At 66.8% G+C, this 21,738-nt stretch carries 23 protein-coding genes; 13 read left to right on the forward strand and 10 right to left on the reverse strand.

Translation table 11 applies throughout. The features are described 5' to 3' along the window. The first annotated feature begins 354 nt into the window (after window positions 1-354). Window positions 355-513: a SymE family type I addiction module toxin gene (locus tag PQB87_RS21250; protein ID WP_196487767.1), complete on the forward strand. Its 159-nt coding sequence runs from the start codon at window positions 355-357 to the stop codon at window positions 511-513. A 96-nt stretch (window positions 514-609) separates the two neighbouring features. Here the strand turns inward: PQB87_RS21250 and PQB87_RS21255 are convergent, their stop codons facing one another. Further along, on the reverse strand, window positions 610-1,233 hold the full coding sequence (locus tag PQB87_RS21255; protein ID WP_489243718.1) for a hypothetical protein: 624 nt from the start codon (window positions 1,231-1,233) through the stop codon (window positions 610-612). 815 nt (window positions 1,234-2,048) lie between these two features. Between PQB87_RS21255 and PQB87_RS21260 the strand changes: the two genes are divergently transcribed. From PQB87_RS21260 to PQB87_RS21280, 5 genes are all read left to right on the forward strand, one after another. Beyond that, complete coding sequence (locus tag PQB87_RS21260) at window positions 2,049-3,167, forward strand: branched-chain amino acid ABC transporter substrate-binding protein (protein WP_027789675.1); 1,119 nt, start codon at window positions 2,049-2,051, stop codon at window positions 3,165-3,167. A 184-nt stretch (window positions 3,168-3,351) separates the two neighbouring features. Further along, a complete protein-coding gene (gene livH / locus PQB87_RS21265; protein WP_027789674.1) occupies window positions 3,352-4,278 on the forward strand; it encodes a high-affinity branched-chain amino acid ABC transporter permease LivH in 927 nt (308 codons plus the stop codon). Window positions 4,279-4,289: 11 nt separating this feature from the next. Further along, window positions 4,290-5,561 (forward strand): high-affinity branched-chain amino acid ABC transporter permease LivM, encoded by a 1,272-nt coding sequence (locus tag PQB87_RS21270; RefSeq protein ID WP_059497126.1) that lies wholly within the window; start codon window positions 4,290-4,292, stop codon window positions 5,559-5,561. Continuing rightward, on the forward strand, window positions 5,558-6,331 hold the full coding sequence (gene livG / locus PQB87_RS21275) for a high-affinity branched-chain amino acid ABC transporter ATP-binding protein LivG (protein ID WP_027789672.1): 774 nt from the start codon (window positions 5,558-5,560) through the stop codon (window positions 6,329-6,331). Before PQB87_RS21270 ends, livG begins: the two co-directional genes overlap by 4 nt. Further along, window positions 6,331-7,032, forward strand: coding sequence for an ABC transporter ATP-binding protein (locus PQB87_RS21280; RefSeq protein WP_011694813.1), 702 nt, complete (start codon window positions 6,331-6,333; stop codon window positions 7,030-7,032). The genes livG and PQB87_RS21280 overlap by 1 nt, the downstream gene beginning before the upstream one ends. A 114-nt stretch (window positions 7,033-7,146) precedes the next feature. On the opposite strand, the gene PQB87_RS21285 is transcribed toward PQB87_RS21280, so the two are convergent. Beyond that, a complete protein-coding gene (locus PQB87_RS21285) occupies window positions 7,147-7,998 on the reverse strand; it encodes a LysR substrate-binding domain-containing protein (protein WP_233344215.1) in 852 nt (283 codons plus the stop codon). A 199-nt stretch (window positions 7,999-8,197) separates the two neighbouring features. Here PQB87_RS21285 and PQB87_RS21290 point away from each other — a divergent pair, with 199 nt between their 5' ends. The 4 genes from PQB87_RS21290 to PQB87_RS21305 all read left to right on the forward strand — a co-directional run bounded on the left by PQB87_RS21290 (window position 8,198) and on the right by PQB87_RS21305 (window position 10,803). Then, a complete protein-coding gene (locus PQB87_RS21290; protein WP_489243722.1) occupies window positions 8,198-9,121 on the forward strand; it encodes a DMT family transporter in 924 nt (307 codons plus the stop codon). A 66-nt stretch (window positions 9,122-9,187) separates the two neighbouring features. Next, window positions 9,188-9,538: a VOC family protein gene (locus PQB87_RS21295; RefSeq protein ID WP_059698361.1), complete on the forward strand. Its 351-nt coding sequence runs from the start codon at window positions 9,188-9,190 to the stop codon at window positions 9,536-9,538. Between the two features lie 247 nt (window positions 9,539-9,785). Beyond that, on the forward strand, window positions 9,786-10,385 hold the full coding sequence (locus tag PQB87_RS21300; protein WP_027789667.1) for a nucleotidyltransferase domain-containing protein: 600 nt from the start codon (window positions 9,786-9,788) through the stop codon (window positions 10,383-10,385). Then, window positions 10,357-10,803, forward strand: coding sequence for a DNA-binding protein (locus PQB87_RS21305; RefSeq protein WP_174415638.1), 447 nt, complete (start codon window positions 10,357-10,359; stop codon window positions 10,801-10,803). The genes PQB87_RS21300 and PQB87_RS21305 overlap by 29 nt, the downstream gene beginning before the upstream one ends. Before the next feature lie 40 nt (window positions 10,804-10,843). On the opposite strand, the gene PQB87_RS21310 is transcribed toward PQB87_RS21305, so the two are convergent. From PQB87_RS21310 to PQB87_RS21320, 3 genes are read right to left on the reverse strand one after another with little or no spacing between them, the layout of a single operon-like run. Continuing rightward, a complete protein-coding gene (locus PQB87_RS21310) occupies window positions 10,844-11,251 on the reverse strand; it encodes a DUF2000 domain-containing protein (RefSeq protein WP_021161420.1) in 408 nt (135 codons plus the stop codon). Between the two features lie 44 nt (window positions 11,252-11,295). Further along, window positions 11,296-12,159 (reverse strand): AraC family transcriptional regulator, encoded by an 864-nt coding sequence (locus tag PQB87_RS21315; RefSeq protein ID WP_489243724.1) that lies wholly within the window; start codon window positions 12,157-12,159, stop codon window positions 11,296-11,298. 56 nt (window positions 12,160-12,215) lie between these two features. Beyond that, entirely contained in the window at window positions 12,216-13,193 is a 978-nt protein-coding gene (locus PQB87_RS21320; RefSeq protein ID WP_060066838.1) for an AraC family transcriptional regulator, read from the reverse strand. A gap of 41 nt (window positions 13,194-13,234) precedes the next feature. Here PQB87_RS21320 and PQB87_RS21325 point away from each other — a divergent pair, with 41 nt between their 5' ends. Further along, window positions 13,235-13,984, forward strand: coding sequence for an SDR family oxidoreductase (locus PQB87_RS21325; RefSeq protein WP_059686912.1), 750 nt, complete (start codon window positions 13,235-13,237; stop codon window positions 13,982-13,984). Between the two features lie 81 nt (window positions 13,985-14,065). On the opposite strand, the gene PQB87_RS21330 is transcribed toward PQB87_RS21325, so the two are convergent. Continuing rightward, on the reverse strand, window positions 14,066-15,367 hold the full coding sequence (locus tag PQB87_RS21330) for an aspartate aminotransferase family protein (RefSeq protein ID WP_059686911.1): 1,302 nt from the start codon (window positions 15,365-15,367) through the stop codon (window positions 14,066-14,068). Between the two features lie 78 nt (window positions 15,368-15,445). On the opposite strand from PQB87_RS21330, the gene PQB87_RS21335 reads away from it, so the two are divergent. Continuing rightward, window positions 15,446-16,330 (forward strand): LysR family transcriptional regulator, encoded by an 885-nt coding sequence (locus PQB87_RS21335; RefSeq protein WP_111939315.1) that lies wholly within the window; start codon window positions 15,446-15,448, stop codon window positions 16,328-16,330. A 25-nt stretch (window positions 16,331-16,355) separates the two neighbouring features. Here the strand turns inward: PQB87_RS21335 and PQB87_RS21340 are convergent, their stop codons facing one another. From PQB87_RS21340 to PQB87_RS21355, 4 genes are read right to left on the reverse strand one after another with little or no spacing between them, the layout of a single operon-like run. After that, window positions 16,356-17,807, reverse strand: a complete 1,452-nt coding sequence (locus tag PQB87_RS21340; protein WP_489243728.1) for an isochorismate synthase — start codon at window positions 17,805-17,807, stop codon at window positions 16,356-16,358. Further along, window positions 17,804-18,109, reverse strand: a complete 306-nt coding sequence (locus tag PQB87_RS21345) for an isochorismate lyase (RefSeq protein WP_021163799.1) — start codon at window positions 18,107-18,109, stop codon at window positions 17,804-17,806. The genes PQB87_RS21340 and PQB87_RS21345 overlap by 4 nt, the downstream gene beginning before the upstream one ends. After that, window positions 18,106-18,879: a thioesterase II family protein gene (locus PQB87_RS21350; RefSeq protein WP_059709437.1), complete on the reverse strand. Its 774-nt coding sequence runs from the start codon at window positions 18,877-18,879 to the stop codon at window positions 18,106-18,108. The genes PQB87_RS21345 and PQB87_RS21350 overlap by 4 nt, the downstream gene beginning before the upstream one ends. Then, window positions 18,876-20,528 (reverse strand): (2,3-dihydroxybenzoyl)adenylate synthase, encoded by a 1,653-nt coding sequence (locus PQB87_RS21355; protein WP_489243730.1) that lies wholly within the window; start codon window positions 20,526-20,528, stop codon window positions 18,876-18,878. Before PQB87_RS21355 ends, PQB87_RS21350 begins: the two co-directional genes overlap by 4 nt. Before the next feature lie 217 nt (window positions 20,529-20,745). On the opposite strand from PQB87_RS21355, the gene PQB87_RS21360 reads away from it, so the two are divergent. Further along, window positions 20,746-21,687 (forward strand): helix-turn-helix transcriptional regulator, encoded by a 942-nt coding sequence (locus PQB87_RS21360; protein WP_021163802.1) that lies wholly within the window; start codon window positions 20,746-20,748, stop codon window positions 21,685-21,687. Window positions 21,688-21,738: the final 51 nt, after the last annotated feature.

Genomic DNA, 21,738 nt, shown 5'->3' on the forward strand with positions numbered 1-21,738 from the left:
TAACCAGAAAACTGATCAAGCCACGTACCTATGCCCAATGGCTAACGTGCGCTTAAATGCGCGCAAACGATGGTTTAATGTGTAATGTCCAACTGATGATGATCGTGTTGCGTGCTGCGCGCGCGAACGGAAGTGCCACACGTGCTGATCCTCTATCGAAGCGTCGCTCCCATTGATCCACGAACAAAGGAGGAATCCAAACCATAAAACCGCCGCGGTAAACGAGCGCGGGCCGCAAGTGCTACAACACTCACGACCCGCTAACCACAGCCAACTGAACAGGAGTTGCCCACGGCTAAGCCGAATCATAAAGCACGACCACCGAAGACGGAACGTTTCGTCACGATCCGGGAGATGTGGGGTACCCCGAAGACCATGGATCCGAGGCCGGAGACGTTTTATCCGTACATGAAGATTGGTGGAATGTGGCTGATCAACGATGCGTGTTTTGTTCCGGGCCGCAAGGCGCGGATCGAGATTGAGCCGGGCAGGCTGATCATCACGCAGCTGTAAGCGCAACGCCGCGGGACGCGGCCGCGCTGCGCGACGTCGCGCAGCGCGCCGGACAGGGTAGAGCAGCCGTAAGCGGCAGCCGCCCAAAACCCCGCATCACCAAGCGATATCGCAAGACGACCGCGACGTCCCTGCACCGCCGGTAGCCGTGCACTTCGTTCCCGATCCGTTGTCATAGAACGTCCGCGTCTCTGGCTGCGGCACCGACGGATCGAACGGATTCGGCGCCCCGTGCGGACCACGCGGCGCATCGTACGGCCGCTGCGGCGCATACGAGCCGCCACTTCCAGCCGGTCGAGAGCCGTTCGCGCGCAGGTATTCATTCCAGTTCTGTTCGCGCTGCTCATATCCGGGCACTGCGCGACCCAAACTGTCGCTCCCGCTCGCGCCGAGCGCGACGTGGTTCGGAGCCGAGACAAAATCGGGTTCGTGTTTAAAAGAAGGCGGCGATGCTACGAGCGCATCGCTCGTCACCCGCACCGGCCGCGTATCGGGCGTATCGAACGGGCTACGTTCGTCGGGCGCAGCGAACTGCACCCGTCGACGGCTTATCCGCGCCGCATGCCCATCATCCCGAGCAGCCGCACGCCGCTCCGAGCGAAACACATTGGCACCGGCCGACCGATCGGTCAGCGCATCGCGTCCCGAAGCATGGGAGGCAGAAACAAAAAGCGCGCACGCGATCGCGGCGGCGGAAGACAGGCGGATAGGGCAATTCATGGATGGGCGATCCGAAGCAGGTGATGTGCAATGAACAAAACGGCAGATCACTGGCTGGCGGCTGGGCGACGGGCGGGCGTTGAAGTGGCCCTGAAGCGACTGCGAGGCGCGGTGGACGCGTCTCGCAGGAAGGCTGGCTGGATTGCAGAGGCGAATTCGTATTATTTCACATCAATAACAATAGCCTTTCGAATGAGCTAAAACCGTCGGCAAATAGAAGGCTTGAGCGCCTCCACCCAACGCACTGCAATGGTGCTCACCAAACCAATCATCAGTCGATTGAAGAACGACGATGCGACCCTTTACGGCCCCGCCACGCACCACGAAAAATCGCCTATCACCCAATCCCAATCCCGACAAGGCACAGCTCCGAAAAGCCCCCGCCAATAGCAACCAGATTGCACTCCCACCAAGCACCCCAGGGCCCCCAAGGTTGCGCCGTCATTGCTACCGACTGTCACAACCTCTCTACGTGTTTTCCCTCGGTAGACCGGCATTTTTGACAGACGATTTAAAAACGCCCATATAATTTCGACTGCCTTGCCAACGGCTGTCGGACCACCCCTCCGATCAAGCGGTTTGGCAAGCGGGGCAGGCGAAACGCTTGCGCAATGCAAGACGCATCACGATGTCTTTCCGAACCAGACGTCCCCTTCGGGGACTGCAAGAGCCGGGCCCCGCTACGCAACATTCCGCTGGAGTTCCGTCTTCTATGTGTCTCGGGCGTGTCCCATGTCCTCGCCCCGGGTGCTGTTCGATTGCGCAAGTCATGCCGCCTTTGCCCGTATGACTAAACAACATCGAGGAGCTCCCAGATGACGCTGTCCCGTCTTACGTCCATTTCCGTCGCCGCCGTGCTGTTCGCCGCCGGCGCGGCCACCGCGCAAGCGGAAACCGTGAAGATCGCCATCGCTGGTCCGATGAGCGGCTCGGTCGCCCAATACGGCGACATGGTGAAGGCCGGCGCGCTGACCGCGATCGAGCAGGTCAACGCAGCAGGCGGTGCGGGCGGCAACAAGTTCGAAGTCGTGATGATGGACGACGCATGCGAACCGAAGCAGGCCGTCGCCGTCGCCAACAAGATCGTCAGCCAGAAGATCAAGTACGTGATCGGCCACGTGTGCTCGGGATCGACGATCCCGGCCTCCGACATCTACGAGAACGAAGGCATCGTGATGGTCACGCCGTCGGCCACCGCACCGCAGTTGACGGAAGGCAAGAAGCGTCACTTCATCTTCCGCACGATCGGCCGTGACGACCAGCAAGGCCCGGCCGCCGCGCACTTCATCATCAACAACGTGAAGCCGAAGAAGGTCGCGGTGCTGCACGACAAGCAGTCGTACGGCCAGGGCATCGCGTCGTCGGTGAAGAAGGACCTCGAAGCCGCGAAGATCCCGGTCGTGCTGTTCGAAGGCATCAACGCCGGCGATTCGGACTACTCGGCGATCATCACGAAGCTGAAGTCGCAAGGCGTCGATTTCGTCTACTTCGGCGGCTACCACCCGGAAATGGGCCTGCTGCTGCGCCAGGCGCGCGAGCAGGGCGTGAAGGCCACGTTCATGGGGCCTGAAGGCGTGGGCAACAAGGACGTGACGGCAATCGCCGGCCCGGCCTCGGAAGGCATGCTCGTCACGCTGCCGGCCGACTTCTCGGCCGATCCGGCCAACGCGGCGCTCGTGAAGGCGTTCGCGGACAAGAAGCGCGATCCGAACGGCCCGTTCCAGATGCCGTCGTACGCCGCGGTGAAGATCATCGCCGACGCGATCGCCGGCGCGAAGACGACCGACCCGACCAAGGTCGCCGCGTACATGCACAAGACGACGTTCGACACGCCGATCGGCAAGGTCGCGTATGACGCGCAGGGCGACCTGAAGGCGTTCAAGTTCGTCGTGTACACGTGGCACAAGGACGCGACGAAGACCGCCGCCAAGTAATACGGAGTACCCGCCCACGCATCCGCCCTGTCCGAAACCCGGACGGGGCGGGTGTGCATTCGCGCCGCGCATGTCCCCAGTGCGCGGCCGGCAGGCGGCCCGAGACGACACCGTGCGTTGCGCGCGGCCGAATGCCGTGATCCGGCGCGGTACGCGACACAGCGCCAACGGGAGCTTCCCGCACATGACTGACTTCTTTCCGCAATTCGCCCAGCAGCTGGTCAACGGCCTGACGCTGGGTGCGATCTATGCGCTGATCGCCATCGGCTATTCGATGGTCTACGGCATCATCGGCATGATCAACTTCGCCCACGGCGAGATCTACATGATCGGCGCATACGTGGGCCTCGTCACCCTGACGGCCATCGGCATCTCCGCCGGTTATCCGCTGCCGCTCGTGCTCGGCGCCGCACTGATCGTGTCGGTGATCGTCACCGGGCTGTACGGCTTCGCGGTCGAGCGTGTCGCGTATCGGCCGCTGCGCGGCGGCCCGCGCCTCGTGCCGCTGATCTCCGCGATCGGCATGTCGATCTTCCTGCAGAACTACGTGCAGATCGGCCAGGGCGCGCGCGACGTGTCCGTGCCGGTGCTGATCTCCGGCGCGTTCGACATCCATCTCGGCGGCGACTTCGACGTGACGATCCCGTATGCGCGCCTGCTGATCGTCTGCGTGACGGTCGTGCTGATGATCGCGCTCACGCTGTTCATCTCGCATTCGCGGATGGGCCGTGCCTGCCGCGCATGCGCCGAGGACATGAAGATGGCGAACCTGCTCGGCATCGACACGAACCGCGTGATCTCGTTCACGTTCGTGCTCGGCGCGATGCTGGCGGCCGTCGGCGGCGTGCTGATCGGGCTGACGATCGGCAAGCTGAACCCGTATATCGGCTTCGTCGCGGGTATCAAGGCGTTCACCGCCGCGGTGCTCGGCGGGATCGGCAGCATCCCGGGCGCGATGCTCGGCGGCGTGCTGCTGGGCCTCGCTGAAACCTTCGCCGCAGGCTACATGCCGGCCGAGTACAAGGACGTCGTTGCGTTCGGCCTGCTCGTGCTGATCCTGCTCTTCCGCCCGACCGGCCTGCTCGGCAAGTCGGACATCGAAAAGGTTTGAGGGAGACGCAGATGAGTACAGTCATTTCCGTTCGCCGCCCGGCCGCCGACGCTTCGATCGGCCAGGCGCTGAAAAATGCCGTGGCCGCCGCGTTCCTGACGGCGATCCTCACGATTCCGGTGCTCGGGCTGCAACTGAAGCTCGACGGCTATCAGGTGGTGCTCACGCCGCACTGGCGGCCGGTGTGGATCGCGGTCGCGGCCGTGTTCCTGTTCCAGCTGTTCAAGCCGTGGCTCGTGCGCGCGAAATCGGCGGTGAAGCTGCCGGCGATGCCCGCGATGGGCGCGCGGCAGCAGCGCGCGGTCGTATGGGTGCTGCTCGCGGTCGGGCTCGTGTGGCCGTTCTTCGGCTCGCGCGGCGCGGTGGACGTCGCGACGCTCGCGCTGATCTACGTGATCCTCGGCCTCGGGCTGAACATCGTGGTCGGTTTCGCGGGGCTGCTGGATCTCGGCTATGTCGGGTTCTACGCGGTCGGCGGCTATACGTACGCGATGCTGAACCAGTACTTCGGGCTGTCGTTCTGGGAGTGCCTGCCGCTCGCCGCGATCGCGGCCGCGACGTTCGGCTTCCTGCTCGGCTTCCCGGTGCTGCGGCTGCGCGGCGACTATCTCGCGATCGTCACGCTCGGCTTCGGCGAAATCATCCGCCTGCTCGCGAACAACCTGACGAGCCTCACGGGCGGCCCGGACGGCATCTCGGGCATCCCGAAGCCGACCGTGTTCGGCTACGAGATGGCGCGCAGCGCGAGCGTCGAAGGCGCGAAGACGTTCCACGAACTGATCGGGCTGGAATACAGCGGCGACCACGTGGTGATCTTCCTGTACCTGCTCGCGCTCGTGCTGGTCGGCTTCACGCTGTTCGTCACGAGCCGCCTGATCCGCATGCCGATGGGCCGTGCGTGGGAAGCGCTGCGCGACGACGAGATCGCGTGCCGTTCGCTGGGCCTGAACCCGACGCGCATCAAGCTGTCGGCGTTCACGCTCGGCGCGGCGTTCGCGGGCATCGGCGGCGCGTTCTTCGCGGCACGCCAGGGCCTCGTGAATCCTGAATCGTTCACCTTCATCGAATCGGCGCTGATCCTCGCGATCGTCGTGCTCGGCGGGATGGGTTCGCAGCTCGGCGTGATTCTCGCGGCGATCCTGCTGACCGTGCTGCCGGAAGTCGCGCGCGGCTTCGCCGAGTACCGGATGCTGATCTTCGGTCTGGTGATGGTGTTGATGATGATGTGGCGTCCGCAGGGCCTGCTGCCCGCGAGCCGTCCCCACGTGGAGCTGCCGCGATGAGCGCACATGCAGAACTGTTGAAGGTCGCCGGGCTGCAGATGCGCTTCGGCGGGTTGCTCGCGGTGGACGGGATCGATTTCGACGTGCGCCGCGATGAAGTGTTCGCGATCATCGGGCCGAACGGCGCGGGCAAGACCACGGTGTTCAACTGCGTCGGCGGCTTCTACAAGCCGACCGGCGGCGACGTCGTGCTCGACGGCCACGCGATCGCGGGGCTGCCGAGCCACAAGATCGCGTTGAAGGGCCTCGTGCGGACGTTCCAGAACATCCGCCTGTTCAAGTCGCTGACCGTCGTCGAGAACCTGCTCGTCGCGCAGCACCGCAAGGTGAAGGCGGGGTTGCTGCCGGGCCTCTTCTCGACGCCCGCGTATCGCCGTGCCGAGAAGGAAGCGCTCGAGCGCGCGGCGGTGTGGCTCGACCGGATGGGGCTGACGTCGGTCGCCAACCGGCCGGCCGGCACGCTGTCGTACGGGCATCAGCGGCGTCTGGAGATTGCGCGCTGCATGATCACCGAGCCGCGCCTGCTGATGCTCGACGAGCCGGCGGCCGGCCTCAACCCGCAGGAGAAGGTCGAACTGCAGCACCTGATCGACAAGCTGCGCCGCGAGTTCGGCGTGTCGGTGCTGCTGATCGAACACGACATGAGCCTCGTGATGGGCGTGTCCGATCGCATCCTCGTGATGGAGCACGGCCGGCCGATCGTGATCGGCACGCCGGAAGCGGTCCGCAACGACCCGCGCGTGATCAAGGCGTATCTGGGGGAAGAGTGATGCTGAAGCTGGAACAGGTCCATACGCACTACGGCGCGGTCGAGGCGCTCGCGGGCGTGTCGATCGAGGTGAACAAGGGCGAGATCGTCACGCTGATCGGCAGCAACGGTGCCGGCAAGACGACGCTGATGATGACCGTGTGCGGCACGCCGCGCGCATCGTCGGGCCGCGTGCTGTTCGAGGGCAACGACATCACCGCGATGTCGACGCACCAGATCATGCGGCAGGGGATGGCGATCTCGCCGGAAGGGCGGCGCGTGTTCCCGAGCCTGACGGTGCTCGAGAACCTGAAGATGGGCGGCTTCTTCGCGAGCCGTCATGAGATCGACGACGGCATCGAGCACGTGTTCAAGCTGTTTCCGCGTTTGAAGGAGCGCGCGACGCAGCGGGCCGGCACGATGTCGGGCGGCGAGCAGCAGATGCTGGCGATCGGCCGTGCGCTGATGAGCAAGCCGCGCCTGCTGCTGCTCGACGAACCGACGCTCGGCCTCGCGCCGCTCGTGATCGCGCAGATCTTCGACATCATCAGGACGATCCGCGACGAGGGTGTCACCGTGTTCCTCGTCGAGCAGAACGCGAACAAGGCGCTCGGTGTGGCCGATCGCGGCTACGTGCTCGAAACAGGGCGCGTGGTGCTCGCGGATACGGGCGCGAACCTGCTCGCGAACGACCGGATCAAGCAGGCGTACCTCGGCGGTTGATGAAGGAAGCCGCCGGCCTGCAACGGGCCGGCGGTCTACGCCTGGCGGCGACGCGAAACACCCCTATCGGCAGCGGTTCGGCCTCGACCTCGACCTGCCGATGACTTTTCTACCCTAGCCGATCCTGAACGTGCTTTTCAGCACGTCGCGCAAATGCAGCGCGGCGCGATTGCCGTCGTCCGTCAGGATCGTGATCAGGTGCGGCGGAAGATCGGGCAGCGCGATCCCCGCGACGTTGCTCGTCAGGTTGCCGGACACGCGCTCGTGCTCGATGATGCCGACCGCGAGGCCATTCGCGATGCATGCTTCGACCGCGGGCGAACTCGCGCTTTCGAGCAGCAACCGGTGTGCGATCTTTGCTTTCTTCAGCGCCTTCAACGCGGTGTCGCGGTACGGACATCCCTGCAGTTGCACGGCGATCGGCAGCGGCGCATCGGGATTGAACTTGAACGTGCGCGCGGCCACCCACACCGGATGGGTCTTGCTGAGCAGTTCCGCGTGCGGCGGCGCCTTCGACACCACGGCAATCGCGATGTCGAGCTGACCGCGGGAGAACAGCAGCTGCAGTTCCTCGCTGGAACGCGCTTCGACGGTCAGTTCGAGCAACGGCCGATCGGCCGCGAAGCGGGGCAGGAATTCCGCCATGAAATGCGCGGCGTACGAATCGGGAATGCCGAGCCGCAACTTGCCGGTCAGCATCTGCGGCGACAGCGATTCGACGAGCCGGTCGTGGCTCAGCAGAAACTCCGTGGTGTCGCTCAGCAGCTTGTGGCCGAACTGCGTGAGTTCGACCGCCTGGTTGTTTCGCGTGAACAGGCGCTGCGCGACCATTTCCTCGAGCTTCTGGATCTGCGCGGTGACCGACGACGGGCTGCGATTCACTTGGGCGGCCGCATCCTTGAAGCGGCCCAGCTTCGCGACGGCGTGGAAGGTACGCAGCAGGTCGACGTCCAGGGTGCGGGGCATGATTTTGAAATTCCGAATCAGTGATTCAGGTAATGTCGATTGACGGAATTATTGGGCCTCCCTATTCTCGGGTCAACCGACAGGCCAACCGACAGGCAACGGCAGGCAGCCGGTCGGGCGTTGCACGTATCCGGGGAACGATTCATGTCGATCAAAAGCCCGCGCCTGTCCCCGGCAACCTTCCGAGAGCCGTCGCCTCATGCAGCTATTCCTGCTTCAGCTCGTTTTCGTGTTGTCGTGGAGTTCCGGCTTCATTGGCGCCAAGCTCGGGGCGGAGACGGCCGGCGCGTTCAACCTGCTGTTCTGGCGGTTCCTGCTCGTCACGCTGTGCCTCGCGGTCGTTCTCAACCGGCAGCTCGGCCGCCTGACGTGGGAGAAGCTCCGCTATCACGCGGTGATCGGCTTCCTGTCGCAGTTTCTCTATCTGGCCTGCGTATACGTCGCGATCCAGCACGGTCTGCCGCCCGGCATCGCCGCGATCGTCGCCGCGTTGCAGCCGCTCATCACGGCCGCGATGACGACGCTCGAGGGCAGCGAGCGCAGCGGGGCGCGCCAGTGGGCCGGGCTCGTCGTCGGGTTCGTCGGCGTGGGCATCGTGATCGGCGGGCAATATGCGCTGCCGGCCGGATCGGTCGGGCTCGTCATGTACCTGCTGCCGCTGGTGTCCGCGTCGGGGCTGTCGATCGCGACGATCTACCAGCGGCGCCGCGCGCTGACGGTCGCGCGCAGTAACGAGGACGGGTTGTGCCTGCCGCTGTTCGTGCAAGGCTGCGTGAGCCTGGTGCTGTTCGCGGCGAGCGGGATCGTCACGGGCGATCTGCACGTGCCGACCCAGCCGGATGTGTGGGTGTCCGTCGTGTGGCTGACGGTTTTCTCGACCTTCATGGCCTACCTGTCGTTGTGGGCGCTGCTCAAGCGCATGCCCGCGACGCGCGTGGCGACCCTCGTTTATCTCGAACCGCCGGTGACGCTGACCTGGGCCGCGTGGATGTTCGGCGACAGCATCGCGGTGTCGACCTATCTCGGCATCGTCGTCGTCGCGATCGGTGTGTGGCTGGCCGGCATGCCAGGCGAGCGGGCCACCCGGACCCGGCGTGCCAGGATGGAAGCGGCCGGGCGCTGATGCGCTGGTTGTGCACGCGATTCCGGTGTAGCGTCGCGGTACTGTCACGACCTGTGAAGGAATCCGATGAAGGTCAAACGGATCGTCGCCAATATCGACACACGATCAGTCGACGACGCAAAGCGCTTCTACCAGCGGATCTTCGGCCTCGACTTGCTGATGGACCACGGCTGGATCGCAACCTATGGCAATGCCGAGCAGATGGACGTGCAGATCAGCTTCGCATCGCAGGGCGGGGCGGGTACGCCGACGCCCGATCTGTCGATCGAGGTCGACGACGTCGACGAAGCGCTCGCACGCGTGCATGCCGCCGGGATTCCCGTCGAATACGGTCCGGCTGACGAGCCTTGGGGCGTGCGGCGGTTTTACGTGCGCGATCCGTTCGGCAAGCTCGTCAACGTGCTCGCGCATCGTTGATCCGGGATGCCAACCCGACGAGGTCGGGATGCTCCGCATCGCACACACGAAAGACTTCGCGGTTGGCCGCGTCGAGCCCGGTAGCACTTTGACGTGATGGATTGCATGCTGATCGCGGGATGGATGTAGCCAATTCCGCTCCGATCGTAGTCAAATTGGCTACATTTCGGTAATCGGCCTGGATCGGCACACAATCGGCAACTCGGACTATGCCTTGTAGCCAATTGAGCTACAATCGTAGCCAATCATGCTACGATCCATTGCCTCGACCCTGTTTGGTGACTATCGGCGCCGCGCGCTGGGCCTGCTCCTGTTGCGGCCCGATCAGGCGTTGCACGTCCGCGAAATCGCCCGTTTGACGGGCACGACGCCCGGTACGCTGCACAAGGAACTGAGCAAGCTGGCCGAAGCCGGCATCCTGAGCCGGGATCGGCAGGGCAATCAGGTGCTCTATCGTGCCAATCGAAGTTGTCCGATCTACGAGGAACTGGCTTCGATCATGCGAAAGACCTCGGGTATGGCTGATGTGCTATCCGAAGCGCTGTTGCCCTGCGCCGAGGAAATCCGTGTGGCGTTCGTGTTCGGTTCCGTCGCGCGCGGCCAGGAGACGGCGGACAGTGACGTCGATGTGATGGTGATCGGCTCGGTCGGCTTTGCAACGGTGGTCCGGCTGTTCTACGATGCGCAGGCTACGTTGGGGCGGGACATCAATCCCAAGGTGCTGTCGGCGGACGAGTTTCGTGAGGGCGTCGCCGGGCAGGACGCATTTTTACGGGACGTGCTTGGAAAACCCAAGATTTTCTTGATTGGTAGCGACCATGACCTTGCAGAACTTGCTCGGCGTTAGTCTTGATGCAATCCGGCCGGACCGGGAACAAGCGACGCGCCTGCTGGCTGCGGCGGAACGAAATCTGGCGGATGCGCAAATCGCGGCATTGAGTAACGAAAACCGCTTTGATGCGGCGTACAAGGCGATCATGCAACTCGCGATGCTGGCGTTGCACGCGAACGGTTTTCGTACGTTGACGAGCCGGCCGGGGCACCACCAGACGGCGATCCAGACGCTTCCACAGACAATCGGTTTGCCGGTCGAGCGCATGATCGTACTGGACGCGCTGCGCAAGCAGCGCAACCTGTCCGATTACTCCGGGGATGTGATTCAGGCGTCAGCGGTTCGCGAGTGTTTCGATAGTGCGACGGCGCTCCTGATTGACGTAAAGGCGTGGATGGACGGGAACAAGCCGGAGTTGCTGGCCGCGCAGTAGCCGTTACCGTGTCGAATCGCCAACTCGAAACGCCGATGCATCACGTATGCAATGCCAGCCCCTTCACGGCCTTGTCGACCGCCTTCTTCGGCCCGCGCAACGCCAGCCCGACGAGGTCGGGATGCTCGGCGTCGCCGGCACGAAAGACTTCGCGGTTGGCCGCGTCGTGCCCGGTCGAAAACATCGCGTGCACGTAGGGCACGATCGTGAGTTCGCGCGACAGCGCCTGCCGGTGCGCGGCCTGCAGGCCGTTCAAATCGGCCGCGAACACCAGCATCGGCTGGCCCAGCATGCGGCCGTAGCGGCGTCCCGCCGCATCCTCGTAAGGCTCGCCGAGCGCTTCGGGCGCTTCAGCCGCGACGCCTGTCGCGAGAAACGCGACGACATTGAGTTTCTGCCACGCCGCGAGATCGTCGCGCACGATCAGCGCCACCTTGGTATCGAACATGATTGCTCCTCGTTGAAGCGCACATGATCGGATGCTGCGCGGGATCAGTCTGGAACGTTTGTGCACATCTGCCGGTACGCAGCCGGCGTGATCCGGTATGCGCGGCGGAACCAGCGGCCGAGGTGGCTCTGGTCGGCGAAGCCGACGTCGGCCGCGACCTGTGCGGGCGTGCGGCCGGCGGCCAGCAGGCGGCGCGCGGCGCGTAGCCGCACGCGCACCAGGTACGCGTGCGGTGACGTGCCGTACGCGCGCTGGAACAGCCGCGTCAGCCGGAACCGGTCGATCCCGGTGAGATCGACGAGTGCGTCGAGGCCGATATCGTCGCTCATGCGCGCATGCAGCAGATCGCGCGCGCGGGCAATCGCGGGCGCGACGGCATTGCCGCCGCTCGCGAGCGGGGCGCGCAATTCGCCGCCGAGCCGCGTCAGCAGGCGGTCGAGCGCCTGGTCGCGTGCGAGCTTGCCCTCGTTGCCGTGGAGCGCGACGAACGCCTGCCGGATCGTGTCGACGAGGCCGCGATCGTCGACCAGCGTGTGGCCGAACGCGGCTTCGACGCCGCCGAGGCCCGGCAGGTCCAGCCGGCGTGCCGCTCGCTCGACCCATGCCTGCGGGAGGTACAGCATTCCATACGTGAAGCCGCCCGCTTCGGGCGCGTGGCCATCGTGCAGCGCGCCCGGCTCGATCAGGATCGCGCGGCCCGGCACGCTCGTATGCACCGACCGGTGGCACTGGAATTGCTGCACGCCCTGTTCGGTGAAACCGACCAGCATGTCGTCGTGATCGTGCGCATCGTATGCATGGCCGCTGAAATGCGCATGCAGGCTTTCGATGCCGGTGTCCGCATCGCGCCGAGCGACGAGCCAGTGGTCGCGCGTGTCGCTGCCGTTCGTCGCCGTGTCCTTCTCCATCGCTCGTTTCGTGCCGCGTCGTGACGTGTCCTGCAGTGTACGCCGATGCCGCCCGCTCACGCGTCGTTCGCCGCCGCCTGTTCGTCCCGCGCGTATTGCGCCGGCGGCCGCCCGACGTGGCGCGTGAACGCGACCGTGAACGTGCTTGCCGAACTGTAGCCGACGCGCCCCGCGATCTCGGCGATGCGGCCTTCATTGCGCCGGAGCAGGTCCTTCGCGAGCGCCATGCGCCACGTGAGCAGGTATTCCATCGGCGCGACGCCGACCGCACGGTTGAAGCGCTCGAAGAAAGTCGAGCGCGACAGTGCCGCTTCCTTCGCGAGTTCGACGACCGTCCACGGATGCGCGGGGCGTTCGTGCATCCCGCGGAGCGCGGCCGCGAGCCGGCTGTCGGCCAGCCCGCGCATGAGGCCGGGCGATGCGTTCGTGTCGGTCGTGAACCGCAGCGCCTCGATCAGCAGCACCTCCAGCAGCCGCGCCAGCACGATTTCGCGCGCGGGCCGCTGTGCGCGCGATTCGTCGCGCACCAGTTGCACGAGCGTGGTCAACCGCGGTTCGCCGCGCACGTGCACGAATTGCGGCAGCAGCGACACCAGCAGTGCCGCGTCGGGTGAACCGAAGCTGCAGTTGCCGGCCATCATCCGCGTGTCGACCGGGTTGCCCGGATCGCCGATCCGGTATTCGCCGTTGTCGAGCGCGACCGGCGGCGCGGTTTCGACGCCCGGCGGCGGCGGTTCGAGGCTCGACATCGCGACGCCGTAGGCGGCCGGAATCAGCACGAAATCGCCGGGCAGCAGTTCGATCGGCGCGTGCCCGTCGATCGCGATCCGGCACCCGCCATCGAGGATCGCGCAATAGAACGGCTCGCCGGCGACCGTGCGGCTGATCGACCACGGGCTCGCACCGTGAACGGACTTGGAGTACCGCGCGCCCGGTTGCAGCAGCGTCACGACTTCGGTCAGTGGGTCGATCATTGCCGGACGCTCGCAAAAGAAAATCGGATTTCCGATTGTAGCGAATACGGATCCGGCCATCTATCGTACGGACACGTGCCCAACACACCTCAGGAGTTCGCATGAAGACCGTACTGATCACCGGCTGTTCCTCCGGCTTCGGCCTCGAGATCGCCCGCCATTTCCTCGCACGCGACTGGCAGGTCGTCGCGACGATGCGCACGCCGGACGCGGCGGTGCTGCCGCCTTCGGCGCACCTGCGCGTGCTGGCGCTCGACGTGACGAACGCGGACAGCATCCGTGCCGCGATCGACGCGGCGGGCCCGATCGACGTGCTCGTCAACAACGCGGGTTTCGGCGCGGCTGCGCCGGCCGAGCTCATGCCGTTCGATACGGTGCGTGCGCTATTCGAGACCAACACGCTCGGCACGATCGCAGTCACGCAGGCGGTGCTGCCGCAGTTTCGCGAGCGCGGGGCCGGGGTGGTCGTGAACGTCACGTCGAGCGTCACGTTGAAGGCGTTGCCGCTGGTCAGCGCGTATCGCGCGAGCAAGGCGGCAGTCAATGCGTACACCGAATCGATGGCGGTCGAACTCGAACCGTTCGGCGTGCGCGCGCATCTGGTGCTGCCGGGTCGGGCGCCCGACACGCGTTTCGGCGACAACGCGCGTGCGCACATGCATGGCTTCGAACACGACGCGTATGCGGAGTTTGTCGGGAAGGCCGTCGCGCGAATGCTCGATGCGTCGGGGCCGATCACCCATGCGCAGGACGTCGCCGAAGCCGTGTGGCGTGCGGCAACCGATCCGTCGAGCCCGATGCGCATTCCGGCCGGCGCGGATGCCGAAGCGTGGGCGGCCGAGGCGCGTTGATCGATCGGAAATTCGTCGCGCCGGTCGGTCGAGCCGGCGCGACGGATTGCGTGATGCGGGGAAGGGCGTTACCGCGCGCCGTTACAACGCCCGTTCGATCGCCTGCCCCAGCAGCGACAGGCCAAGATCGATCTCTTCCTCGCTGACGGTCAGCGGCGGCGCGATCCGGAACACGCCGCCCATACCGGGCAACTGCACGATGTTCATGCTGAGCCCGAGGTTCATGCATTCGCGCGTGATCTTCGCGCCGAGCCCGTCCGCCGGTTCCTTCGTCCGGCGATCCTTGACGATCTCGACACCGAGCAGCAGCCCGCGTCCGCGCACGTCGCCGATGCAGTCGAACCGTTCCATCAGGTCGAGCAGGCCGCGCCTGAGCCGGTCGCCCATCACGTTCGCCCGTGCGACGAGCCCGTCGCGCTGCACCACGTCGAGCACGCGCAGGCCGACGGCCGCCGGCAGCGGGTCCGACACGTGCGTCGTGTAGAACAGGTAACCGAGTTCGTGCGCGCGTTCCTCGATCGCCGCGGACGTCACGATCGCCGCGAGCGGCAGCCCCGCGCCGAGCGTCTTCGACAGCGTCAGGATGTCGGGCGTCACGCCGTCGCGCTGGCACGCGAACATCGTGCCGGTGCGGCCGACGCCGGTCTGTGCCTCGTCGAGGATCAGCAGCATCCCGCGTTCCTCGCACTTGCGCTTGAGCGCCGCCATATAGCCTTCCGGCAGCTCGATGATCCCGCCCGAACTGAGGATCGGTTCCGCGATGAACGCGGCGAGGTTGCCGCTCGATTGGCGGTCGATCAGGTCGAACGCGTAGTCGAGTTCGGCGAGATGGTCGTAGGCGCCGTCGCGCTCGAAGCGCGGCCGGTACGTGAACGGTGCCGGGATCGCGAACGAGCCGACGGCGGCCGGGCCGACGCCCTTGCGGCCGGCGCTGTACGTGGCCGATGCGGCGGCGCCCGTCATCCCGTGCCACGACTGCGCGAAGCCGACGATCTCGTACTTGCCGGTGACGAGCTTCGCCATCCGGATCGCCGCTTCGTTCGATTCCGCGCCGGTGCTGAGCAGCAGCGCGCGATCGAGCCCGTCGGGCGTGATGTCGGCGAGGCGCGTCGCGAGGTCGACGACCGGCCGCGACAGCATCCCGCTGAACAGATGGTCGAGCTTGCCCGCGTATTCGCCGATCACGGAGACGATCTCCGGATGGCTGTGGCCGAGCACCGCGCTCATCTGGCCCGACGTGAAATCGAGGATTGCGCGGCCGTCGGCGTCGTAGACGAAGCTGCCTTTCGCGCGCTCGATGATCATCGGCTCGAACGTGCCGCCGTAGCGGACCAGGTGCTGCCTGGCGTTGCGCCAGAAGGTCGGGTCGTCGTTCAGGGACATCGGGCATCTCCGGGCAAAAGGGCAGGGGGCGCTTGCAGTCTAGGCGTGTGTCTGGTTTGATGGAAACGAATAGTTCTTATGCAAGGTAGAAAAGGAGCTAATACCTTGGGGCTTTCGCTTGAAATCGACCTGCTGCGCTCGTTCGTCGTGATCGCGGAGGTGCGCGCGCTCAGCCGCGCGGCCGCGCGTGTCGGCCGCACCCAGTCCGCGCTCAGCCAGCAGATGAAGCGGCTCGAGGAGGCCGTCGACCAGCCGCTGTTCCAGCGCACCGGGCGCGGCGTGGTGCTGACCCATCCGGGCGAGCGGCTGCTCGTGCATGCGCAGCGCATCCTGCGGCTGCACGACGAGGCGATGGCCGACCTGTGCGGCACGGGGTTGTCGGGGACGATCCGCTTCGGGTGCCCGGACGATTACGCGGAGGTGTGGCTGCCGTCGCTGCTGCGGCAGTTTTCGAGCCAGCATCCGCAGGCGATCGTCGAGGTCGTGTGCGGGCCGACGCCGCGTCTCGTCGAACAGCTGGAGAAACGTGCGGTCGACCTGGCGATGATTTCATTGCCGGACGACGGCGCGAACGACGACATCATTCGCCGCGAGCAACTGGTCTGGATCGGCTATCCGGGGCTGGAACCCGGGCATTTCGATCCGCTGCCGCTTGCGTTGTCCGATCGCGACACGCTCGACCACATCGCGGCCTGCGAGGCGCTGGAGCGCGCCGGCCGTCATTACCGCATCGCATACGCGAGCAGCAGTCTCGCGGGGCTGATCGCGCTGGTGCGTTCGGGGCAGGCGTTCGCGGTGATGACACAGACGGCGGTACCGGCCGACCTGGCGATCGTCACCGGCGATCCGCGCCTGCCGCCGTTGCCTGCCGTGGGCATTACGCTGAAGTTCGATCGCAAGCGGCCGTCGCATCTGACGACGGCGTTCGCCGAGCATATCCGGCTCACGCTGCCGCTGTTGTGAAGCGTGCGGCCGCCGCGCCGTGGCGTCACTCGACCGTCGACGAAGCCGACACCCGTGCCGGGTCATGCGCATCCGATGCCGCCTCCACCCCGGCTTCCACATCACGCACGCGGATCGCCGCCTGCATGCCCGACAACTTGAGTTCGGTCTCCTGATATTCGTTGACCGGCTCGGAATCGGCGACGATGCCGCAGCCCGCGAACAGCCGGCAGGCCCCGCCGTCGACCAGCGCGGAGCGCAGCGCGACGATGAAGTCGCCGTTGCCGTGCGCGTCGATCCAGCCGACGGGCGCCGCATACCAGCCGCGATCGAATCCTTCATGTGCGCGGATGTGGTCGAGCGCCGCGTCGCGCGGATGGCCGGCCACCGCCGGCGTCGGGTGCAGTGCCGCGATGACCTGCAAGAGCGTCGCGTCTGCCTTCAGCGTCGCGCGGATCGGCGTGCTCAGGTGCTGCAGCCTCGGCAGCCGGTGCAGCGACGGTTCCGCGGGCACGTCGAGCGCGCGCGACAGCGGCGTGAGCGCGGCGCGGATCGCGTCGACGACGAGCGCGTGTTCGAGCCGCTCCTTGGCGGAAGCCATCAGGGCCGCGCCGAGTGCGCGATCGTCGTCGGGCGTGGCGCCGCGCCGGGTCGTCCCGGCCAGCGCATGCGTGCGCACGTCGCCGGCCGCGACACGCGCGAGCCGTTCCGGCGTGGCGCCGACGAAGCAGGCGCCTTCTCGGCGGATCGCGAACAGGTGCGCGTGCGCGTCGCGCTTGCGCAGCCGGCGCAGCAGCGGCGCGATGGCAACGGGCCGCGCGTATTGTTCGAGCACGTCGCGCGCGAGCACGACCTTGCCGAACGCGCCGCCGTGGATCGTGTCCACCGCGCGCCGGACTTCGTGCTGCCATTCGCTCGCCTGCAGCGCCTGCGTGTGCAGCAGATGCGGTGCAGCGTCGTCGCGGGCGGCCGCGAGCGTGCCGAGCGACTCGATGCGCGCGAGGCACGCATGCGCGAGCGCGGCCGGATCGTCGTGCGCGGCGACGACGTGCTGGCAGACGGCCCAGTGCGCGTCGCCTTCGCGCACGATCAGCAGCGTCGCCACCGTCATGCTCGCGTCGGGAAACGGCGCCCAGTGCGCGCTGCGCGCGCCGCGCGGATCGAACCGGAAGCCGCCGACGGCGCGCGGCGGCTGCGGGCCGGCCGTCACGGCATCACGAACGAGCGTGCGCCAGCGCGCATCGATCTGCGCGAAGCGCGTGTCGCCGGTGGCGGTCAGTTCGAGCGCGTTGCCCCAGCCGAACAGCGTGACGGATGTATCGCCGGCTTCGTGGAAGAACCACGGCGTGGCTCCGTCGTCCCATGCGGCGATCAGGTCGAAGAAGTCGAGCGGCCGCACCGGCACCGACACCGACGCGAGTGTCGGCGTGCCGGTGTCGGCGGCGCGGCGGGCCGCACGGGCGAACGTGTCGTGCAGCAGCGGGAGGCCGGCGTTCATGCGAGCCCCCGTTGCCGGCGCCAGTGCTGCGTTTGCTGCGCGATGTACCACGCGATCAGGCCGGCGAACAGCGTCTCGACGTAGTCGCCGTCGAGGCCCGCCTGTTCGGCCCAGCGGCGCCGGTCGGGCAGCATCGCGGCCACCCGTTCCGGCGCGGCGATGCTCGCTTCGTCGGGCTTGAAGCGCGATGCAGCCTTCACGTACTGCATGCGCCGGCCGAGCGCGTCGATGATGTCGGCGTCCAGGCGATCGATGGCTTCGCGAATGTCGGGCAGCCCCGTGCAGGCGTCCGGTGTTTTCATGTGTACTCCTTTCCGTAACGAAGGGATTGGTCGATCCGTTCGACCAGGTGCGCGATCAGCGCCGGGTACTGGTGCCGCAGGTAGAAGTGGTCGCCGCTGAACGTCTCGATGCGGATCGGGCGCGACGCGACGTCCTGCCACGCGCGCGCTTCGTCGTCGTCGAGCTCGGAATCGGCAAGCGGCAGCATCACGCCGAGCGGCGTGTCGAGCCGCGGCGGCCGGTCTCGGCGATACGTCTCGATCGCACGGTAGTCGTGGCGGATCATCGGCAGGTAGATCGCGCGCATCTCCGGATCGGCGAGCAGCGCAGCGTGCTCGCCGGACAGCCGCGCGACATCGGCCACGAGCGCGTCGTCGGATTGCAGGTGCAGGTCGGACAGGCGCTGACGATGCGGCGGCGGCAACGCGGATACGGCCAGGTAAAGCGGTGCCGCGCCGCGCGCCTCGAGCCGCACCGCCACCTCGTACGCGAGCGCCGCGCCGAGGCTGTGCCCGAACAGCACGAGCGGCGCGTGCGCATAACGTTGCAGCGCGTCGGCGGCGGGGCCGGCGAGGGCGTCGATCGTCGTCAGGCACGGTTCGCCGAAACGCTCCTCGCGGCCCGGATACTGCAGTGCGAGCAGGTCGACGTCCCATGGCAGCGCGCGGCTCCAGTTGCGAAAGAAATTCGCGGTGCCGCCTGCATGCGGGAAACACACGAGCTGCGCGCGCGGGCACGGTGACAGGCGCAGCTCGCGGATCCAGTTCGAACCGGTCGGTCGCGCGCTCATGCGGCCGCCGCCTGCAACTGGCGGCGCAGCAGGTCGCGCAGCGATTTCTTGCTGGTCTTGCCGATGCCGGTTTCCGGGAAGCGCGGCATGAACTCGATGCGATCGGGAATCTTGAAGGCCGCGAGCCCGCAGTCGCGCAGGTAGCGTTTCAGCACCAGCCTCGACGGCGCGGGTGCGCGTGCGACGACGAACGCGCACGTGCGCTCGCCGAGCAGCGGGTCGGGCATCGCGACCACCGCCGCGTCGTGCACCTGCGGGTGCGCGAGCAGCAGGTTCTCCACTTCCTCGGCGGAGACCTTCTCGCCGCCGCGATTGATCTGGTCCTTGTCACGGCCTTCGACGACGAGGTCGCCGTCGGCGGTGCGCCGCACGCGATCGCCGCTGCGATAGAAGCCGTCGGCCGTGAACGCGGCTGCATTGTGCTCGGCGAGCCGGTAGTAGCCGCGTATCGTGTACGGGCCCCGCACCTGCAGTTCGCCGATTTCGCCGGGCGCGACCGGTTCGCCGGTTTCGTCGACGATGCGCACTTCGTCGCCGTCCGACACCGGGCGGCCCTGTGTATGCGCGATCCGTTCGGGCGAATCGTCGAGCCGCGTGCAGCAGATGAGCCCTTCGGCCATCCCGAACACCTGTTGCAACCGGCAGCCGAGCACGGGCGTCACGCGCGCGGCCGCGTGGTCCATCAACCGCGCGCCGCCGACCTGCAGCACGCGCAGGCTCGACAGGTCGGCCCGGCGTTGCGGCTGTTCGTCGAGCCACAGCAGCGCGAGCGGCGGCACGAGCGCGGTATGCGTGACGCGTTCCTGCGCGATCAGCGCGAAGCTCTGTTCGGGCTCGGGCCGTCCGGTCGCGACCACGCGGCCGCCCGCGAGCAGCGCACCGATCGTGCCGGGGCAGCACAGCGTGAAGTTGTGCGCCATCGGCAGCGCGGCGAGGTAGACGGTGCCGGCGTCGAATCCGCTCGCGACGCTGCACGCGCGTACGTTGTACAGGTATTCGCGATGGCGGCGCGGGATCAGCTTCGGCGTGCCGGTCGTGCCGCCCGACAGCTGGAAGCACGCGATGTCGTCGGCGCGTGCCGCGCATTCGCGCAGCGGCGGCGCGTCGTACAGCGCGTCGAATGGTGTGAACGCGTGATCGTCGCCGTCCATCACGACGTGCTCGAGCGTCGGGCAGTCGGCCTGCAATGCGGCCGCGAGCGGCCGGCAGTCGAACTCGCCGAGTCGTGCCGCGCACAGATACGCGCGCGCGCCGGCGAAGCGGCAGAACGCGCCGATCTCGTAGTGCCGGTGGGCGGGCAACGCGAGCACCGGCCGCACGCCGAGCTGGAACAGCGCGAAGCAGGTCTCGATGAAGCGTGCGCCGTTCGGCAGATGGACGACGACCGCATCGCCGCGCACCAGGCCCAGACGCGCGAGGCCGCCCGCAAGCTGGCGGATGCGCGCCAGCAGGTCGCGATAGCTGAGCCGGCAGGTGCCGTCAACGACCGCGAGCGCGTCGGGGGCGCGCTGCGCTTGCGCGTCGAGCGCCTCGAAGAACGTCGTGTCCTGCCAGTAGCCGGCGTCGCGATAGCGGTGCGCGAAGTCGTCGGGCCAGTCGGGCGCGTCGGCCGGGATCGCCGGCGCCACGGAGGGAAGGGAGGAGTGCATGCGCTGACCTTGGGTTCCGGCAAGTTGTCAAAAAATGTAAATGAGAGGTATTATCATTTGTAACAAGTGCCGCGATAACGTCGTTTCTTTCGATATCGCGGCAATTTCATTCGATCGGGCGCCTGTCGCGCGGCGCCCGCCCGGCCCGGCCGGAGAATCGGCCGGTTGCCGCCGGCGCGCGCCGGGCCGCGCGTGCCGCCTAACCAACGGACCTCCGATGAGCTCGACCTCCTTCGCTTCGTCACGACGTCACCCGCCGGTGCTCGTGCCCGGCAATCATCCGGGCGTGGTGCACATCGACGCGGGCATGAAACTCATGAGCGGCACGCTGTGCTCGGACAGCCGCGACTGGTACGAGGAGCCGCTCGAAAAAGGGCTGAAGCTCGTCCTCGTGCAGAGCGGGCAGTTGCGCTGCCGCGTGCCGGGCCAGCCCGAGCAGTGCATCAAGGGGCCGGGCCTGTGCGTGATCGCCAACGACGGCGAATTCACGACGCACCAGATCTACGACCGCGACGTGCCGCTGCGCTACACGATCGTGCAGCTCGGCCTCGATGCGCTCGACCGCAACCTGAGCCTGTTGCCGGAGAAGATGCTCGCGCCGACGGGCGGCGATCCGCGCATCGTCAGTTGCCCGGCATCGAAGGCGCTGCAGGCGCTCGCGGTACAGATCGCGACGTGCCCGTTCGAGGGCGCGGTGCGCGAGTACTACCTGAAGGCCAAGGCATTCGAGCTGACCGCGCTGAGCGCGCAGCTGCTGGCAACGCAGCGGCAGTTCGCGCCGGCCGACGTGCGCGTCACGTCGTCGGACGTCGAGCGCGTGTACGCGGCGAGCGACATCCTCACGCGCGAGCTCCAGCAGCCGCCGACGCTCGATGCGCTCGCGGGCCGGGTGGGGATGAATTCGCGCAAGCTGACGGCCGGCTTCCGCAAGGTGTTCGGCACGAGCGTGTATGCGTACCTGCAGGAATACCGGCTGCGGACCGCGCACGCGATGCTGTGCGCGGAGGACGCGAACGTGTCGACCGTGGCGTACCGCGTCGGCTACAGCCCTGCACATTTCTCGATCGCGTTCCGCAAGCGCTACGGCATTTCGCCGAGCGACATTCGCGCATCGTCGAACGCGATCGACGATGCCGAACTGGAGAGCGCGGCAATCTAAAACAACTGACCGGCCGCCTAAAGCAATCGACCGGGCTCATGGGCGTTAATG

The organism is Burkholderia sp. KL41 (genome assembly GCF_057005415.2).

Coding starts and splice junctions, on each gene's coding strand:
- PQB87_RS21305 (WP_174415638.1), top strand. CDS start 10,357: ATGACCTTGCAGAACTTGCTCGGCGTTAGTCTTGATGCAATCCGGCCG.
- PQB87_RS21315 (WP_489243724.1), bottom strand. CDS start 12,159: ATGGAGAAGGACACGGCGACGAACGGCAGCGACACGCGCGACCACTGG.
- PQB87_RS21285 (WP_233344215.1), bottom strand. CDS start 7,998: ATGCCCCGCACCCTGGACGTCGACCTGCTGCGTACCTTCCACGCCGTC.
- PQB87_RS21350 (WP_059709437.1), bottom strand. CDS start 18,879: ATGAGCGCGCGACCGACCGGTTCGAACTGGATCCGCGAGCTGCGCCTG.
- PQB87_RS21325 (WP_059686912.1), top strand. CDS start 13,235: ATGAAGACCGTACTGATCACCGGCTGTTCCTCCGGCTTCGGCCTCGAG.
- PQB87_RS21280 (WP_011694813.1), top strand. CDS start 6,331: ATGCTGAAGCTGGAACAGGTCCATACGCACTACGGCGCGGTCGAGGCG.
- PQB87_RS21270 (WP_059497126.1), top strand. CDS start 4,290: ATGAGTACAGTCATTTCCGTTCGCCGCCCGGCCGCCGACGCTTCGATC.
- livG (WP_027789672.1), top strand. CDS start 5,558: ATGAGCGCACATGCAGAACTGTTGAAGGTCGCCGGGCTGCAGATGCGC.
- PQB87_RS21360 (WP_021163802.1), top strand. CDS start 20,746: ATGAGCTCGACCTCCTTCGCTTCGTCACGACGTCACCCGCCGGTGCTC.
- PQB87_RS21300 (WP_027789667.1), top strand. CDS start 9,786: ATGCTACGATCCATTGCCTCGACCCTGTTTGGTGACTATCGGCGCCGC.
- PQB87_RS21330 (WP_059686911.1), bottom strand. CDS start 15,367: ATGTCCCTGAACGACGACCCGACCTTCTGGCGCAACGCCAGGCAGCAC.
- PQB87_RS21310 (WP_021161420.1), bottom strand. CDS start 11,251: ATGTTCGATACCAAGGTGGCGCTGATCGTGCGCGACGATCTCGCGGCG.
- PQB87_RS21335 (WP_111939315.1), top strand. CDS start 15,446: ATGCAAGGTAGAAAAGGAGCTAATACCTTGGGGCTTTCGCTTGAAATC.
- livH (WP_027789674.1), top strand. CDS start 3,352: ATGACTGACTTCTTTCCGCAATTCGCCCAGCAGCTGGTCAACGGCCTG.
- PQB87_RS21340 (WP_489243728.1), bottom strand. CDS start 17,807: ATGAACGCCGGCCTCCCGCTGCTGCACGACACGTTCGCCCGTGCGGCC.
- PQB87_RS21355 (WP_489243730.1), bottom strand. CDS start 20,528: ATGCACTCCTCCCTTCCCTCCGTGGCGCCGGCGATCCCGGCCGACGCG.
- PQB87_RS21295 (WP_059698361.1), top strand. CDS start 9,188: ATGAAGGTCAAACGGATCGTCGCCAATATCGACACACGATCAGTCGAC.
- PQB87_RS21345 (WP_021163799.1), bottom strand. CDS start 18,109: ATGAAAACACCGGACGCCTGCACGGGGCTGCCCGACATTCGCGAAGCC.
- PQB87_RS21250 (WP_196487767.1), top strand. CDS start 355: ATGTGGGGTACCCCGAAGACCATGGATCCGAGGCCGGAGACGTTTTAT.
- PQB87_RS21260 (WP_027789675.1), top strand. CDS start 2,049: ATGACGCTGTCCCGTCTTACGTCCATTTCCGTCGCCGCCGTGCTGTTC.
- PQB87_RS21320 (WP_060066838.1), bottom strand. CDS start 13,193: ATGGCCGGATCCGTATTCGCTACAATCGGAAATCCGATTTTCTTTTGC.
- PQB87_RS21255 (WP_489243718.1), bottom strand. CDS start 1,233: ATGAATTGCCCTATCCGCCTGTCTTCCGCCGCCGCGATCGCGTGCGCG.
- PQB87_RS21290 (WP_489243722.1), top strand. CDS start 8,198: ATGCAGCTATTCCTGCTTCAGCTCGTTTTCGTGTTGTCGTGGAGTTCC.